General features: G+C 67.0%; 11 protein-coding genes and 1 pseudogene. 8 read left to right on the top strand and 4 right to left on the bottom strand.

What is annotated here, in order from left to right:
- Nucleotides 1–19: 19 nt before the first annotated feature.
- Nucleotides 20–1,936, bottom strand: coding sequence for a phosphogluconate dehydratase (edd, locus tag ACL58G_RS11440; RefSeq protein WP_413383437.1), 1,917 nt, complete (start codon nt 1,934–1,936; stop codon nt 20–22).
- 189 nt (nt 1,937–2,125) lie between these two features.
- Here edd and pgi point away from each other — a divergent pair.
- The 5 genes and pseudogenes from pgi to ACL58G_RS11415 form a co-directional block, all read left to right on the top strand.
- Nucleotides 2,126–3,760 (top strand): annotated as a pseudogene (pgi, locus tag ACL58G_RS11435) (glucose-6-phosphate isomerase); the annotation flags it as partial.
- 16 nt (nt 3,761–3,776) lie between these two features.
- A complete protein-coding gene (locus tag ACL58G_RS11430; protein ID WP_440966940.1) occupies nt 3,777–4,673 on the top strand; it encodes an SMP-30/gluconolactonase/LRE family protein in 897 nt (298 codons plus the stop codon).
- A 213-nt stretch (nt 4,674–4,886) separates the two neighbouring features.
- Nucleotides 4,887–6,356: a glucose-6-phosphate dehydrogenase gene (zwf, locus tag ACL58G_RS11425; protein WP_413383432.1), complete on the top strand. Its 1,470-nt coding sequence runs from the start codon at nt 4,887–4,889 to the stop codon at nt 6,354–6,356.
- Between the two features lie 9 nt (nt 6,357–6,365).
- Complete coding sequence (locus ACL58G_RS11420) at nt 6,366–7,220, top strand: SIS domain-containing protein (RefSeq protein ID WP_056136401.1); 855 nt, start codon at nt 6,366–6,368, stop codon at nt 7,218–7,220.
- 10 nt (nt 7,221–7,230) lie between these two features.
- Nucleotides 7,231–7,803 (top strand): YdeI/OmpD-associated family protein, encoded by a 573-nt coding sequence (locus ACL58G_RS11415; protein ID WP_413383430.1) that lies wholly within the window; start codon nt 7,231–7,233, stop codon nt 7,801–7,803.
- 1 nt (nt 7,804) lies between these two features.
- On the opposite strand, the gene ACL58G_RS11410 is transcribed toward ACL58G_RS11415, so the two are convergent.
- Nucleotides 7,805–8,416 carry an NAD(P)-dependent oxidoreductase gene (locus ACL58G_RS11410; protein ID WP_413383428.1) on the bottom strand — a complete coding sequence of 204 codons (612 nt, stop codon included), beginning with the start codon at nt 8,414–8,416 and terminating at the stop codon, nt 7,805–7,807.
- Nucleotides 8,417–8,557: 141 nt separating this feature from the next.
- Here ACL58G_RS11410 and ACL58G_RS11405 point away from each other — a divergent pair, with 141 nt between their 5' ends.
- Together ACL58G_RS11405 and ACL58G_RS11400 are read left to right on the top strand one after the other, a co-directional pair.
- Nucleotides 8,558–8,941, top strand: coding sequence for a winged helix-turn-helix transcriptional regulator (locus ACL58G_RS11405; RefSeq protein ID WP_413383426.1), 384 nt, complete (start codon nt 8,558–8,560; stop codon nt 8,939–8,941).
- A 105-nt stretch (nt 8,942–9,046) separates the two neighbouring features.
- Nucleotides 9,047–11,503 (top strand): glycoside hydrolase family 95 protein, encoded by a 2,457-nt coding sequence (locus ACL58G_RS11400; protein ID WP_440968006.1) that lies wholly within the window; start codon nt 9,047–9,049, stop codon nt 11,501–11,503.
- Here ACL58G_RS11400 and ACL58G_RS11395 read toward each other — a convergent pair.
- A complete protein-coding gene (locus tag ACL58G_RS11395; protein ID WP_413383424.1) occupies nt 11,500–12,789 on the bottom strand; it encodes an MFS transporter in 1,290 nt (429 codons plus the stop codon). The genes ACL58G_RS11400 and ACL58G_RS11395 overlap by 4 nt on opposite strands.
- 8 nt (nt 12,790–12,797) lie before the next feature.
- Nucleotides 12,798–13,364: a TetR/AcrR family transcriptional regulator gene (locus ACL58G_RS11390; RefSeq protein WP_413383422.1), complete on the bottom strand. Its 567-nt coding sequence runs from the start codon at nt 13,362–13,364 to the stop codon at nt 12,798–12,800.
- A gap of 113 nt (nt 13,365–13,477) precedes the next feature.
- Here ACL58G_RS11390 and ACL58G_RS11385 point away from each other — a divergent pair, with 113 nt between their 5' ends.
- Nucleotides 13,478–13,975 carry a GAF domain-containing protein gene (locus tag ACL58G_RS11385; RefSeq protein ID WP_413383420.1) on the top strand — a complete coding sequence of 166 codons (498 nt, stop codon included), beginning with the start codon at nt 13,478–13,480 and terminating at the stop codon, nt 13,973–13,975.
- Nucleotides 13,976–14,089: the final 114 nt, after the last annotated feature.

Raw genomic sequence — 14,089 nt, 5'->3', positions numbered from 1 at the left:
ATCGTTGCGCTCACTTTGTTTATTTGGATTTGCGGAACAGGAAATCTTCGTCCGAACCGGGCATGATCTCGCCGCTGTCGGTGCCTTCGTGCAGGGGCACGGTCGTCTCGATCGGCGACGGCAGCGGGAAGTGGGCGGCGCCCTCTTCGGCCGCGCTGACCGATTTGCGGAACACGTCGAACAGTTCGCGGCCCATGCCGATGTGGCTGGAGCTCAGGTCCGCGGTCGCCATCTTGCGCGATGCCCACACGTCGGCCGGCACCAGGGCTTCCAGCGTGCCTTGGGTCGCGTCGACGCGGATGATGTCGCCGTCGCGCACGAGGCCCAGCGGGCCGCCGGCCAGGATTTCCGGCGACACGTGGATCGCGGCCGGGACTTTACCGGATGCGCCCGACATGCGGCCGTCCGTCACCAGCGCGACGTGGAAGCCGGAGTCCTGCAGGTTGGCCAGTGCCGGCGTCAGCGCGTGCAGTTCCGGCATGCCGTTGGCGCGCGGGCCCTGGAAGCGCAGCACGGCGACGAAGTCGCGGTTCAGCTTGCCGGCCTTGTAGGCGTGCATGAAATCTTCCTGCGAATCGAACGTCAGCGCGGGCGCCTCGACGATGTGGTGATCCTTCTTGACCGCCGAGATCTTCATCACGGCGCGGCCCAGGTTGCCCTGCACGAGGATCAGGCCGCCATTGTCGCTGAACGGGTTCGTATGCTTGCGCAGCACGGACTCGTCGCCGCTCTGTTCCGGCAGGTCGCGCCACACGACCTTGTCGCCGTCCAGGAACGGTTCCTTGCAGTGGTTGCGCAGGCCGCGGCCGAGGATGGTGTTGACGTCGTCGTGCACGAGGCCTGCATCCAGCAGTTCGCGGATGACGAAGGTCGGGCCGCCGGCGGCCTGGAAGTAGTTCACGTCGGCGTCGCCGTTCGGGTACACGCGCGTCAGCAGCGGCACCACTTTCGACAGCTCGTCGAAGTCGTTCCAGTCGATGATGATGCCGGCCGCACGCGCGATGGCGACGAGGTGCAGCGTGTGGTTCGTGGAGCCGCCCGTCGCGTGCAGCGCGGCGATGGCGTTGACGATGCACTTCTCGTCGACGATGTGGCCGATCGGCATGTACTCGCCGCCCTGCTGCGAGATCTTGACCGCATGCTGGGCCGCGGCGCGGGTCAGCGCCTCGCGCAGCGGGGTGTCCGGATGGACGAAGGCGGCGCCCGGCAGGTGCAGGCCCATCATCTCCATCAGCATCTGGTTGCTGTTAGCGGTACCGTAGAAGGTACACGTACCGGCGCTGTGGTAGGCCTTGGCCTCGCCTTCCAGCAGTTCTTCGCGCGTGGCCTCGCCCTTCGCGTAGCGCTGGCGCACGGCGGCCTTTTCCTTGTTCGAGATACCGGTCGCCATCGGGCCGCCCGGCACGAAGATGCCCGGGATGTGGCCGAAGTGCAGCGCGCCGATCAGCAGGCCCGGGACGATCTTGTCGCAGATGCCCAGGTACAGGCTGGCGTCGAACATATTGTGCGACAACGCGATGGCGGTCGACATGGCGATGGTGTCGCGCGAGAACAGCGACAGTTCCATGCCCGGCTGGCCCTGCGTGACGCCGTCGCACATGGCGGGCACGCCGCCGGCGAACTGCGCCACGGCGCCGACTTCACGCACGGCGTCCTTGATGACCTTCGGATAGGCTTCGTACGGCTGGTGCGCCGACAGCATGTCGTTGTACGAGGAAACGATCGCCACCGACGGCTGCTTGGCTTCGCGCAGCTTGAGCTTGTCGTTGGCCGGGAAGGCGGCAAACCCGTGTGCCAGGTTCGTGCACGCCAGCACGCTGCGCTGCACGCCCTTGACGCGCGCGGCGTCGAGATGCGCGAGATACGCCTGGCGCGAGGGCCGGCTACGCTTGATGATCCGGTTGGTGACCTGTTCTACTACGGGGTGCAGCGCCATGATCTGTTCCTTGTGAATTAGATTTCTGAAATTTTACTACGAAATGGAGATTCCCGCTCACTAATCAATGAGCGAAGAAAGGTGAACACGGGAGACTCGCACTGTGTGGCGATTTTTTGTAGTGAATTTACGCCCGCTTCCTGTATGATTCGCTAACCTGCACAAAATGACATCATACCGTCCATCACCATGCGCCAACCACCCCTGACCAGCACCACCAGTTACCAGGCCCTCCAGACCCACGCCCAGGACGCCCGGCAATGGCAGATGCGCGACCTGTTCGCGCAAGACCCGCAGCGCTTCGAGCGCCTCTCGCTTGACGCCGCCGGGCTGTTCCTAGACTATTCAAAAAACCGTTTGGACGGGCGCACGCTTGCACTGCTGGCAAACCTGGCGCGCGAGCGCGGCGTCGAGCAGCTGCGCGACGCGATGTTCGCCGGCGACAAGATCAACCTGACCGAACAACGCGCCGTGCTGCATACCGCCCTGCGCGCGCCGAAGGACAAGCAGATCACGGTGGACGGCCAGGACATCACGGCCGACGTGCACGCCGTCCTCGCCCGCGTCAAGACGTTCAGCGACGCCGTGCGCAACGGTTCGTGGCTGGGCCACACCGGCAAGGAAATCACGGACATCGTCAACATCGGCATCGGCGGTTCCGACCTCGGCCCGAAGATGGTCTGCCTGGCGCTGCGCCAGTTCGCCCATCCGCGCCTGACCATGCACTTCGTCTCCAACGTCGACGGCCACGACATGGACGCCGCGCTGTCGCGCGTGAATCCGGAAACGACGCTGTTCATCATCGCGTCGAAGACGTTCACGACGGCCGAGACCATGATGAACGCGAACACGGCGCGCAGCTGGTTCCTCAAGAACGCATCGGAAGAAGCCCTCGCCAGGCACTTCGTCGCGGTGTCGACGAACGTGGAAGCCATCAAGAAGTTCGGCATCGACCCGGACAACATGTTCCCGTTCTGGGACTGGGTCGGCGGCCGCTACTCCGTCTGGTCGGCGATCGGCCTGCCGGTCGCGCTGTGCGTCGGCTACGGTTATTTCGCCGACTTCCTCGCGGGCGCGCACGCGCTGGACGAGCACTTCCGCACCGCGCCCATCGAGCAGAATTTGCCGATGATCCTGGCCCTGGTCGGCTTCTGGAACCGCGAATTCCTCGGCTGCCCGTCGGTGTCGATCGCGCCGTACCACCAGGACCTGAACCGCTTCCCCGCCTACCTGCAGCAGCTCGACATGGAAAGCAACGGCAAGCGCGTCACGCGCGCCGGCGACACCATCACCGACTACGCAACCGGCCCGGTGATCTGGGGCGACGTCGGCACGAACGGCCAGCACGCCTATTTCCAGCTGCTGCACCAGGGCACGGACGTCACGCCGATGGACTTCATCGCCGCGCTGCGTCCCGCGCACGAATTCCAGAACCACCACGCCGCGCTGCTCGCGAACTGCTTCGCGCAGTCGGAGGCCTTCATGAAGGGCAAGACGGCGGACGAGGTGCGCCAGGATCTCGCCGGACAAGACGCCGCCGAGATCGAGCGCCTCGTGCCGCACAAGACCTTCCCCGGCAACCGTCCGAGCAACACGATCCTGATGGAGTACCTGACGCCGGCCACGCTGGGCGCGCTGATCGCGCTGTACGAGCACAAGGTGTTCGTGCAGGGCGCGATCTGGGACGTGAACAGCTACGACCAGTGGGGCGTGGAACTGGGCAAGGTGCTGGCCAAGAAGATCGAGGCGGAGCTGAACGGCGAAGCGCGACCGGCGCAGCACGACGGTTCGACCAACGGCCTGATCGCCCGCGCCAAAGCGGCCGTTCTGAGGAGGTGCCATGAAGACCGAAAAATTCCACATCGTGCACGACGAACGGATGCTGGTCGGCGAATCGGCCGTCTGGCATGCGGTCGAGTCCGCGCTGTACTGGGTCGACATCGACGGCAAGTCGGTGCACCGCCTGCATCCGTCGAGCGGCAAGTACTCGCGCTGGAACACGGACACCGAGCCGTCCGCCATCGCCGTCGACCAGGACAACAACCTCGTGCTGGCCACGCGCGCCGGCTTCGTCTACCTGAACACGACGACGGGCGACATCGACGACATCGTGGCCGCGCCGTACGACACGTCCATCGTCCGCTTCAACGACGGCCGCACGGACCCGGCGGGCCGCTTCTGGGTCGGCACGATGTACGAGCCGCGCGACCAGCAGAAGGCCGAGATGTACGTGCTGGACAAGGGCGAGTTGCGCCTCGCCTGGGCCGGCGGCATGACGAACTCGAACGGCCTGTCGTTCAGCCCGGACGGCAAGACGATGTACCACTCGGACACGACGAGCCACCGCGTCGACGCGTACGACTACGACGTCAAGACGGGCACGCCATCGAACCGCCGCAACCTCGTCACCTTCTCCGACGACAAGAAGGCGGCCGACTACGGCGGCCGTCCGGACGGCGCGGCGGTGGATAGCGAAGGCAATTACTGGTCCGCGATGTTCGAAGGCGGCCGCATCGTCAAGCTGTCGCCGACCGGTGAGCTGCTGCAGGAAATCGAGCTGCCGGTGCGCTGCCCGACGTCCGTCGCGTTCGGCGGCCCCGATCTGCGCACGCTGTTCGTCACCAGCGCCAGCAAGGGCCGCTCGAACGACGAGCTGGCGAAGTATCCGCACAGCGGCAAGGTGCTGGCGTTTACCGTCGACGTGCCTGGCGTCGAGCAGGCCGAATACCGCGGCTGATTTGACGGCTGCGCATCGTGGGCTCGGGGAGCCCACCCTACGATACTTGCTGCCGTAGGGTGGGCACCCCGTGCCCACCTTTTCTCCGTCGCACCCACACCGCCACGGATGTGGCACCATTACCTGCCACTGCACGCATTTGCGTAGTAAAATTTCTTGCGCTATCCATATTCGTGTAGTAAATTTACAGCATTTCACTCCTCGACAGACACCATGGCACTTTCCGATTTCGATCTCGTTTTCTTCGGCGGCAGCGGCGACCTCGCGATGCGCAAGCTGCTGCCGGCGATGTATGCCCGTGACGTGTGCAACGACCTGCCCGCGACGGCGCGCATCATCTGCGTCGGCCGTGACGAGATGTCGCAGGAAGCGTTCATCGAGATGGTGGAAACCAACGCGAAAACGCACGTGAAGGAAAACGTCGATGCCGGCGCATGGCAGACGTTCCTGGACCGCATCACCTACGTCGCCGTCGACGCGGGCAACGTGGCGACCTATGCGGCGCTGGCGGAAGCGCTGCGCAAGGATTCTTCGCTCACGCGCGTGTACTACCTCGCGACGCCGCCGCAGCTGTTCGCGACGATCTGCGAAAACCTGGCCGCCGTCGGCCTGGCCACGGCGAATTCGCGCGTCGTGCTGGAAAAGCCGCTGGGCCGCGACCTGGCATCGGCCAAGCAGATCAACGCCGACGTCGGCAAGGTGTTCGCCGAATCGCAGATCTACCGGATCGACCACTACCTCGGCAAGGAAACCGTGCAGAACCTGCTGGCCCTGCGCTTCGGCAACATCCTGTTCGAGCCGCTGTGGCGCCGCGAGTGGATTTCCGACGTGCAGATCACCATCGCGGAAAAGATCGGCGTGGGCAACCGCCTGGGCTATTACGACAACTCGGGCGCGCTGCGCGACATGCTGCAGAACCACCTGCTGCAGCTGCTGTGTATCGTCGCGATGGAACCGCCGACGTCGATCGCGCCGGACGCCGTGCGCGACGCCAAGCTGCAGGTGCTGCGCTCGCTGAAGCGCTTCACGCCGACGACGCTGTCGCAGAACATCGTGCGCGGCCAGTACCGCTCGGGTTATGTCGACGGCCAGGCCGTGCCGGGCTACCGCGACGAACCGGGCGCGCCCAAGCAATCCAAAACGGAAACCTTCGTCGCAATGAAGGCCGAGATCGACACGTGGCGCTGGGCCGGCGTGCCGTTCTACCTGCGCACCGGCAAGCGCATGGCCGACCGCCTCGCGGAGATCGTCGTGCGCTTCAAGCCGATCCCCCATTCGATCTTCAACCAGCCGACGTCGAGCTTCCAGCCGAACAGCCTCGTGATCCGCCTGCAGCCGGACGAAGGCCTGTCGATGAACCTGATGGCCAAGACGCCGGGCGACTCCATGCGCCTGAAGCAGGCCGAACTCGAACTCGATTTCCGCGAACAGTTCAAGTCCCCGCGCATGGAAGCGTACGAGCGCCTGCTGCTGGACGTCCTGCGCGGCCAGCTGACCCTGTTCATGCGCGGCGACGAACTGGAAGCCGCGTGGGAATGGGTCGAGCCGATCCTCGAATACTGGGAGCAGGACGACACGACGCCGGTCCCGTACACGTCCGGCACGTGGGGCCCGGCCTCGTCTTCCGCGCTGATCGGCCGCGACGGCCTGCAGTGGCGCGAAGAGGCGCTGCCGGAAGACTGAGGAATTACCGTGCTGCTCGATTCGATCCGTACCCAGCTCGACTCGCTGTCCAAGTCCGAGCGCAAGGTGGCGCTCGCCGTGCTGGCCGCGCCCAGCGCCACCGTGAGCCAGAACATCACGGCGCTGGCGCGCAGCGCGCAGGTGTCCGAGCCGACGGTCGTGCGCTTCTGCCGCACGCTCGGCTACGACGGCTGGCACGAGTTCAAGCTGAAGCTCGCGCAAGGCCTCGCGCTGGCGCTGCCCGGCGCCAGCGAGCAGCCGGCGCAGGACGACCTGGCCGCGGACCTCGTCAACAAGATCTGCAGCCGCTCGATCAACACCCTGCTCGACCTGCGCAACAACCTGAAACCGGAACTGATCCAGAAGGCGCTCGACATCCTGTCGCGCGCCAACAAGATCGAGTTCTACGGCCAGGGCACATCCGGCTTCGTCGCGGCCGACGCGCAGCATAAATTCTTCCGCTCGGGCGTGCCGACCGTCGCGTACACCGACCCGGCGATCCACGCCATCGCGGCCGCGCTGCTGCGCGAGGGCGACGCGCTCGTCGCGATCTCCCAGCGCGGCAACAACCCGTCGCTGACGCGCTCCGCGAAACTGGCGCGCCGCGGCGGCGCCGAAGTGATCGTGCTGGCGCCGTCCGGCACGCCGCTCGCGGACATGGCGAGCCTGCTGATCCCGATCGACCTCGTGTTCGCGACCGATCCGTACACGCCGATCTCGGCGCGCCTGGCGTACCTCGTCGTGATCGACGTGCTCGCGGTCGGCCTCGCGCTGCAGCGCGGTCCGGAGTTCCGCAAGAAGATGCAGAACGCGCAGAAGGCGCTGCAGGAATTCGACCTGCAGTTCGACTCCTTCATCGGCTGACGTTCATCTCATGTCTTCCCCCGTCTTCTTCGAGAAAGCAGAAGACTTCCGCGCCTGGCTCGCGGCCCACGCCCACGACGCGAAAGAACTGCTCGTGGGCTTCCACAAGGTCGGCACGGGCACGCCGTGCATGACCTGGTCCGAGTCGGTGGACCAGGCGCTGTGCTACGGCTGGATCGACGGCGTGCGCAAGCGCGTCGACGACGCCACCTACACGATCCGCTTCACGCCGCGTAAAACCGGCTCGATCTGGAGCGCGGTGAACATCGACAAGGTGACGAAACTGCGCGCACTGGGCCTCATGACGCCGGCCGGCGAAGCGGCGTTCGCGCAACGTTCGGAAGACCGCTCGCGCGTGTATTCGCACGAGCGCGAGACGCCCGCCGAACTGGCGCCCGAGGACCTTGCCCGCTTCCGGCGCCACAAGGCCGCGTGGGCGTTTTTCGAAGCGTGCCCGCCCGGTGCCCGCAAGCGCATGATCCACGTCGTGACGAGCGCGAAGAAGCCGGAGACGCGGGCCGCACGGCTCGACCGGCTCATCGCGGCGTGTGCCGAAGGCCGGCGGCTCGACGTGTGGAAATAAATCAGTAGCCGACCGTGAACCGCTCGCGCACGTGCGCCGGTTTTTCGATCTCGTCGGCCAGCGCGACGGCGTAGTCTTCGTACGAGATCGTGCTGCCCTTCTCGCTCACCAGCAGCTCGTCCTTGGCGAGGCGGAATTTACCGGTACGCTCGCCAGCCACGAACAGCGCGGACGGCGAGATGAAGGTCCAATCGAGGTCGGTCACGCCGCGCAGCGCATCCAGGAAATCGGCGCCCTTCGTCGCCTCGTCCTTGTACGCGGCCGGGAAATCGGGCTGGTCGACGAGGCGCTTGCCCGGTGCGACGAACAGGCTGCCGGCGCCGCCCACGACGAGATAACGTTTTACGCCGGACGCGCGCACGGCACCGATCAGCGCTTGCGGATCGGTGCCGAGGAAGCGCAAGGAACTGACCACGGCGTCGTGGCCCTTCAGCACGTCGGCCAGGCCGGCCGGATCGGCGGCGTCGCCGCGCGCCGCCGTGACGCCGGCGCGCGCCGGGACTTTCGAAGGATCGCGGGCGATGGCCGTGACCTGGTGGTTGCGCGAAACGAGTTCGTTCAGGATGCGCGTGCCGACGTTGCCGGTGGCGCCGATGAGAGCGATGCGTGCCATGGAATTCCTTTGGTCTGTGGTTGAGGATAGGTCTAAAATCGAGACCGTAGAATCATCTTATGCCAGCCTGCATATGCCGCACAAGAAGTCAGAACGGCATGATCAGGTCAGCGGAAACTGACCATTACCCGTGAACACGCCATGTCCAAGACCACCCTGCTCGCCACCGACCGCCCCTTCGACCAACCCTGCCCCATCCGCGACGTGCTGGACCGCATCGGCGACCAGTGGAGCATCCTCGTGCTCGATGCGCTCGAGGGCGGCACGAAGCGTTTCAACGAATTGATGCGCGCGCTGGGCGACATCTCCAAGCAGATGCTGTCGCAGACGCTGAAGCGCCTGGAGGAGGACGGCTTCGTGCGCCGCACCGTCTATCCGGAAGTGCCGCCGCGGGTCGAGTACGACCTCACGCCGCTGGGTCACTCCTTCCTCGTGCCGATGAAGGGCCTCGTCGCCTGGGCCGACGAGCACCACCGCCATGTATGCGAGGCGCGGCGTGAATACAAAGGGACTGTCCCGCGTTGACGCAAAAATCGTCATACCGCTGAGTGTTATCGCTATACATTCCCTGTCATCAAACTGTTAGGATCGTGCGATCAGCACCATGACAAGGAGACGGCAGTGACGAAGATGAATCCCGCCCGGCGGCGCGTGCTCGCGACGCTGGGCCTCGCGGCGGCGTACCCCGGCCTGGCCGGCGCCACCGTCGTGGCACGCACGGAGGGCAACAAGGAACAACTGGCGTTGTGGTACGAGCGCCCCGCCGGTCCATGGGTGGAGGCCCTCCCCGTCGGCAATGGGCGGCTCGGCGCGATGGTGTACGGCCGCCCGCTGCAGGAGCGCCTGCAACTGAACGAAGACACGCTGTGGGCCGGCGGCCCGTACCGCTTCGACAATCCCGAATTCAAGACGGCGCTGCCGCGCGTGCGCGCGCTGATCGACGAGGGCCGCTTCATCGAGGCGCGCGACCTCGTATCGAAGGACATGATCGCGAAACCGGCCACGCAGATGCCTTATGGCGCGGCCGGCGACCTGCTGCTGGACTTCCATGGACTCACGCCGACGGCTGCGTATCGCCGCTCGCTCGACCTCGACACCGCCATCGCCACGACGCGCTTCACGAGCGGCGGCGCGCGCCACGTGCGCGAGACGTTCGCGAGCGCGCCCGACCAGGTGATCGTGCTGCACCTGCAGGCAAGCGGCGGCGGCACGCTGGATTTCGACGTCGGCTACCGCCACCCGCGCCAGGTCGATTACGGCAAGGCCAATTACGATGGCAAGTCCGCAGACGACCCCTCGGCCGCCACGGGTGCGCCCTGGGACGTGAAGGAAGACCTGGAAGAATCGAAGCGGCCGGCCAGCCTGGCGATCCGCGCGGACGGTCCGCGCGCCCTGCTGGTCGAAGGCCGCAACGCGGACGCCGCCGGCGTCAAGGGCGTGCTGCGCTACGCCGTGCGCGTGCAGGCCATGGGCGACGGCAAGGTCGACTTCGAAGGCGGCCGCCTGCGCGTGCGCGGTGCGCGCGAGGTCACGCTGCTCATCGGCGCCGCCACCAGCTTCGTCAACTTCCGCGACACGAGCGGCGACCCGGTGCAGGCCGTGCGCACGCGCCTGGACGCCGCCGCGCGCAAGCCATATGCACGCCTGCGCGCCGACCACGTCAAGGCGCACCGCGCACTGTTCTCGCGCCTGTCGCTGCGCATCGGCCGCGCCGACGCCGGCGCCGCGATCCCCACCGATGCGCGCATCGCCGCCGTCCCGCGGACGGACGACGCCGCGCTCGCGGGGCTGTCCGCGCTGTACCTGCAATACGGCCGCTATCTGCTGATCTCGTCGTCGCGGTCCGGCAGCCAGCCCGCCAATTTGCAGGGCATCTGGAACGAGGGCATCTACCCGCCGTGGGGCGGCAAGTACACCATCAACATCAACACGGAGATGAACTACTGGCCGGCGGAAGCGGCCAACCTGGGCGAATGCGTGGAGCCGGTCGTGAGGATGGTCGAGGAGCTGGCCGTGAACGGCGCCGACGTCGCGCGCGACAGCTATGGCGCCCGCGGCTGGGTCGCGCATCACAATACCGACCTGTGGCGCGCGGCGGCGCCCATCGACGGCCCGAACTGGGGCATGTGGCCCTGCGGCGGCGCGTGGATGTGCAAGACGCTGTGGGACCACTACGAGTACACTCCGGACGATGCGTTCCTGGCCCGCATCTACCCGCTGCTGAAGGGCGCCTCGCAGTTCTTCGTCGACGTGCTCGTCGAGGACCCGCAAGGCCGCGGCCTCGTGACGTCGCCGTCGATCTCGCCGGAAAACACGCACCATCCGGACGTGGCCGTGTGCGCGGGTCCGGCGATGGACCGCCAGATCGTGCGCGACCTGTTCGCGTGGACGCTGGCCGCGCACGAGCGCGTGGGCGATCCGGACGCGGACTTCCGCAAGACGGTGGAAGCGAAACGGGCACGCCTGGCGCCGGACCGCGTCGGCGCCCAGGGCCAGTTGCAGGAGTGGCTGGAGGACTGGGACGGCCAGGCGCCGGAACAGCATCACCGCCACGTGTCGCACCTGTACGCCGTCTATCCCAGCGAGCAGATCAACGTGCGCGACACGCCGGAGCTGATCCAGGCTGCCAAGACGACGCTGAACACGCGCGGCGACCTGTCCACCGGCTGGGCCACGGCATGGCGCCTGGCGCTGTGGACGCGCATGGGCGACGGCGAGCGCGCATACGGCATCCTGCGCGGCCTGCTGGACCGGCAGCGCACCTACCCGAACATGTTCGATTCGCACCCGCCGTTCCAGATCGACGGCAATTTCGGCGGCACGGCTGCGATCCTGGAAATGCTCGTGCAATCGTGGGGCGGCGAGATCCGCATCCTGCCCGCGCTGCCGCGCGCGTGGCCGGAAGGTGCCGTGCACGGCATTCGGGCACGCGGCGGCATCGAGGTCGACCTGGACTGGGCCGGCGGCCGTGCCACGCGCGTCGCGCTGCGCGGCAAGCCGGGACAGTCGGCGAAGGTGCGGATCGGCGAGCGCCTCGTGACCGTCAAGCTCGACGCGTCCGGCCGCGCGCGCGTCGCGCTCACTTAGTTGACCGCCACCGGGACGGGGGCGGAAGCGCGGCGCCGCGCCAGCAGCACGATCAGCGCGGCGACGCCGCACGCCGCGGCCGCCGTGTACACGGCCGGCGAATACGTGAACGCGATCGTGCGGATGCGGCCCGCGCCGTAGGCCGCCACGGCCGCCCCGAGCTGGTGGCCGGCGAAGACCCAGCCGAAGATCATCGGCGCGCGCTTGCCCCAGGCCTGCGCGGCCAGCTTCACGGTCGGCGGCACGGTCGCGATCCAGTCGAGGCCATAGAACATGGCGAACAGCGTCAGGCCCGTGAGCGTGAAGTCGGCCGACGGCAGCCACGCGAGCGACAGCCCGCGCATGCCGTAGTACCAGCACAGCAGGTAGCGGCTGTCGTAACGGTCGGACAGCCAGCCGGACAGGATCGTGCCCACGAGGTCGAACGTGCCCATCATCGCCAGCACGGACGCGGCCGGGACGGCGCCCAGGCCCGCGTCGCCGCACAGCGAAATGAAGTGGGTCTGGATCAGGCCATTCGTCGACAGGCCGCAGATGAAGAAACTGCCAAACAATACCCAGAACACGCGGTCGGCGCGCACGCTGGCCAGCGTGGTGAACGGCGTGCGGATCGAGACCGGTGCGCGCGCCGGCACGACGGGTTTGACGGTCGTGTCGCCGCCATAGGGTGCGAGCCCCAGTTCCTGCGGATGGTCGCGCACGAACAGCAGCGCGAGAATCGCCACGAGCGCGCAACTGGCCATCACGGGCAGCAGCGCCAGGCGCCAGCCGCCATGCTCGATCAGCCACGTGCCGACGGGGAGGAACACGAGCTGCCCCGTCGCCGAGCTGGCGGTCAATAATCCCATCACGAGGCCGCGGCGCTGTTCGAACCAGCGGTTGGCGACCACGGCGTTGAGGACCAGGGCCGTCATGCCGGAACCGATCCCCAGCATCACGCCCAGCAGCAGCACGAGGTGCCAGAAGTCCGTCATCTGGCGCACGAGACCGAGGCCGGCCGCGATGACCGCGAGCGCCGTCACCATCACGTTGCGCAGGCCGAAGCGCTCCATCAGCAGCGCGGAAAAGGGTCCCATCAGGCCGAACAGGGCGAAACGGACGGCGAGCGCGGACGAGATCTGGTCGACGGTCCAGCCGAATTCATGGCTCAGGGGTTTCAGCAGCGCGCCCGGCAGGCCGAGGGCGGCGGACGACGACAGCGCCGTCAGGAAGGTGATGGCAGCGACGAGCCAGCCGTAGTGCAGGCCGCGGCGGCCCATCCACTGGGCGAGATTTGTGGAAAGCATGGACGTCCTTAGTCGAGAAGACGGGCCGTGGCCGCGTCGAGGATGCGGTGGGCAAACGCGTCGTCGTCGACGGACCGCGCCAGCACGAGCGCGCCGACCATCGTGGCGAATGCGGCCAGCGCGTCGTCCGGCGTCGCGTCGGCGTTTTTCCTGCGCATGGCATCACCGAGGATGTCGACGAAGGTCTTGACGCCCGCCTCGAAATGGCGCGGCAGTTCCGGGCCGTGGCGGGCCGCGTCCGGGCCGAGCGAGGCGATGACGCAGCCGGTGCCCACGCGGCCGCGGTGGCCCGGCGTCAGGTAGCGGCGTACGAGGGCCGCGTAGGCGCTCTCCCCGGCGTCCGCCGCCGCGCGCCGCCAGCCGTCGATGCCGGTCTCCAGCGCGCGGTCGCAGGCCTGGGCGATCAGGTCGTCCTTGGACTTGAACTGTTTATAGAACGCGCCGTGCGTGAGGCCGGCCGCGGCCATCAGCTCGGCGAGGCCGACGCCGTCGAAGCCCCGTTCGCGGAACAGGCGGCTGGCGGCGTCGATGACGGCCTGGCGGTTTTCCTCCGCCTGGATTCGATTGACTCGCATGGTTTCCTCCAAAATGGATGTCAATCATAATCCATTTTCCAAAATAGATGTCAATCACAATCTATTTTTACTGCCGTAAAATACGCACTTTCGACAACGCAGCATCGTCCGCCATGCACATCAATCCCGAACGCAGCACCCGCCCCGACTACGACCTGCTGGTACGCCAGGTCGCCAGCGTCCTCGAGGGCGAGCGCGATCTCATCGCCAACGCGTCGCAGTTCTCGGCGCTCGTCTACGACACGCTCGCCGACCTGAACTGGGCCGGTTTCTACCTCACCGTGCCCGCGAAATCGGGCGACGGCCAGGACCTGCTCGTCGGCCCATTCCAGGGCAAGCCGGCGTGCGCCCGCATCCCGTTCGGCCGCGGCGTGTGCGGCACGACGGCCGTCAAGCGCGAAACCATCGTCGTGCCGGACGTGCACGCGTTCCCGGGCCACATCGCGTGCGATTCGGCGTCGAATTCGGAAATCGTTATCCCGCTCGTCAAGAACGGCAGGCTGGTGGGCGTGTTCGATATCGACAGCCCGCTGCTCGACCGCTTTTCCGGCGAGGACAAGGCCGGGCTGGAGGCCATGGTGGCGGCGTTTCTCGAGGCGACCGACTGTTGAATAACGCGGACGTCACACGCGGGCTCGGGGAGCCCGCCCTACGATCCAATATGCCGTAGGGTGGGCACCCCGTGCCCACCAACACAGGCCCGGCGATTGGTACAATAGCCGTCT

The organism is Massilia sp. GER05 (genome assembly GCF_052056005.1).
GTDB lineage: Bacteria > Pseudomonadota > Gammaproteobacteria > Burkholderiales > Burkholderiaceae_D > Telluria > Telluria orientalis.
The sequence above is the reverse complement of the archived record's forward strand: the minus strand, read 5'-3'. Positions and strand labels throughout refer to the sequence as shown.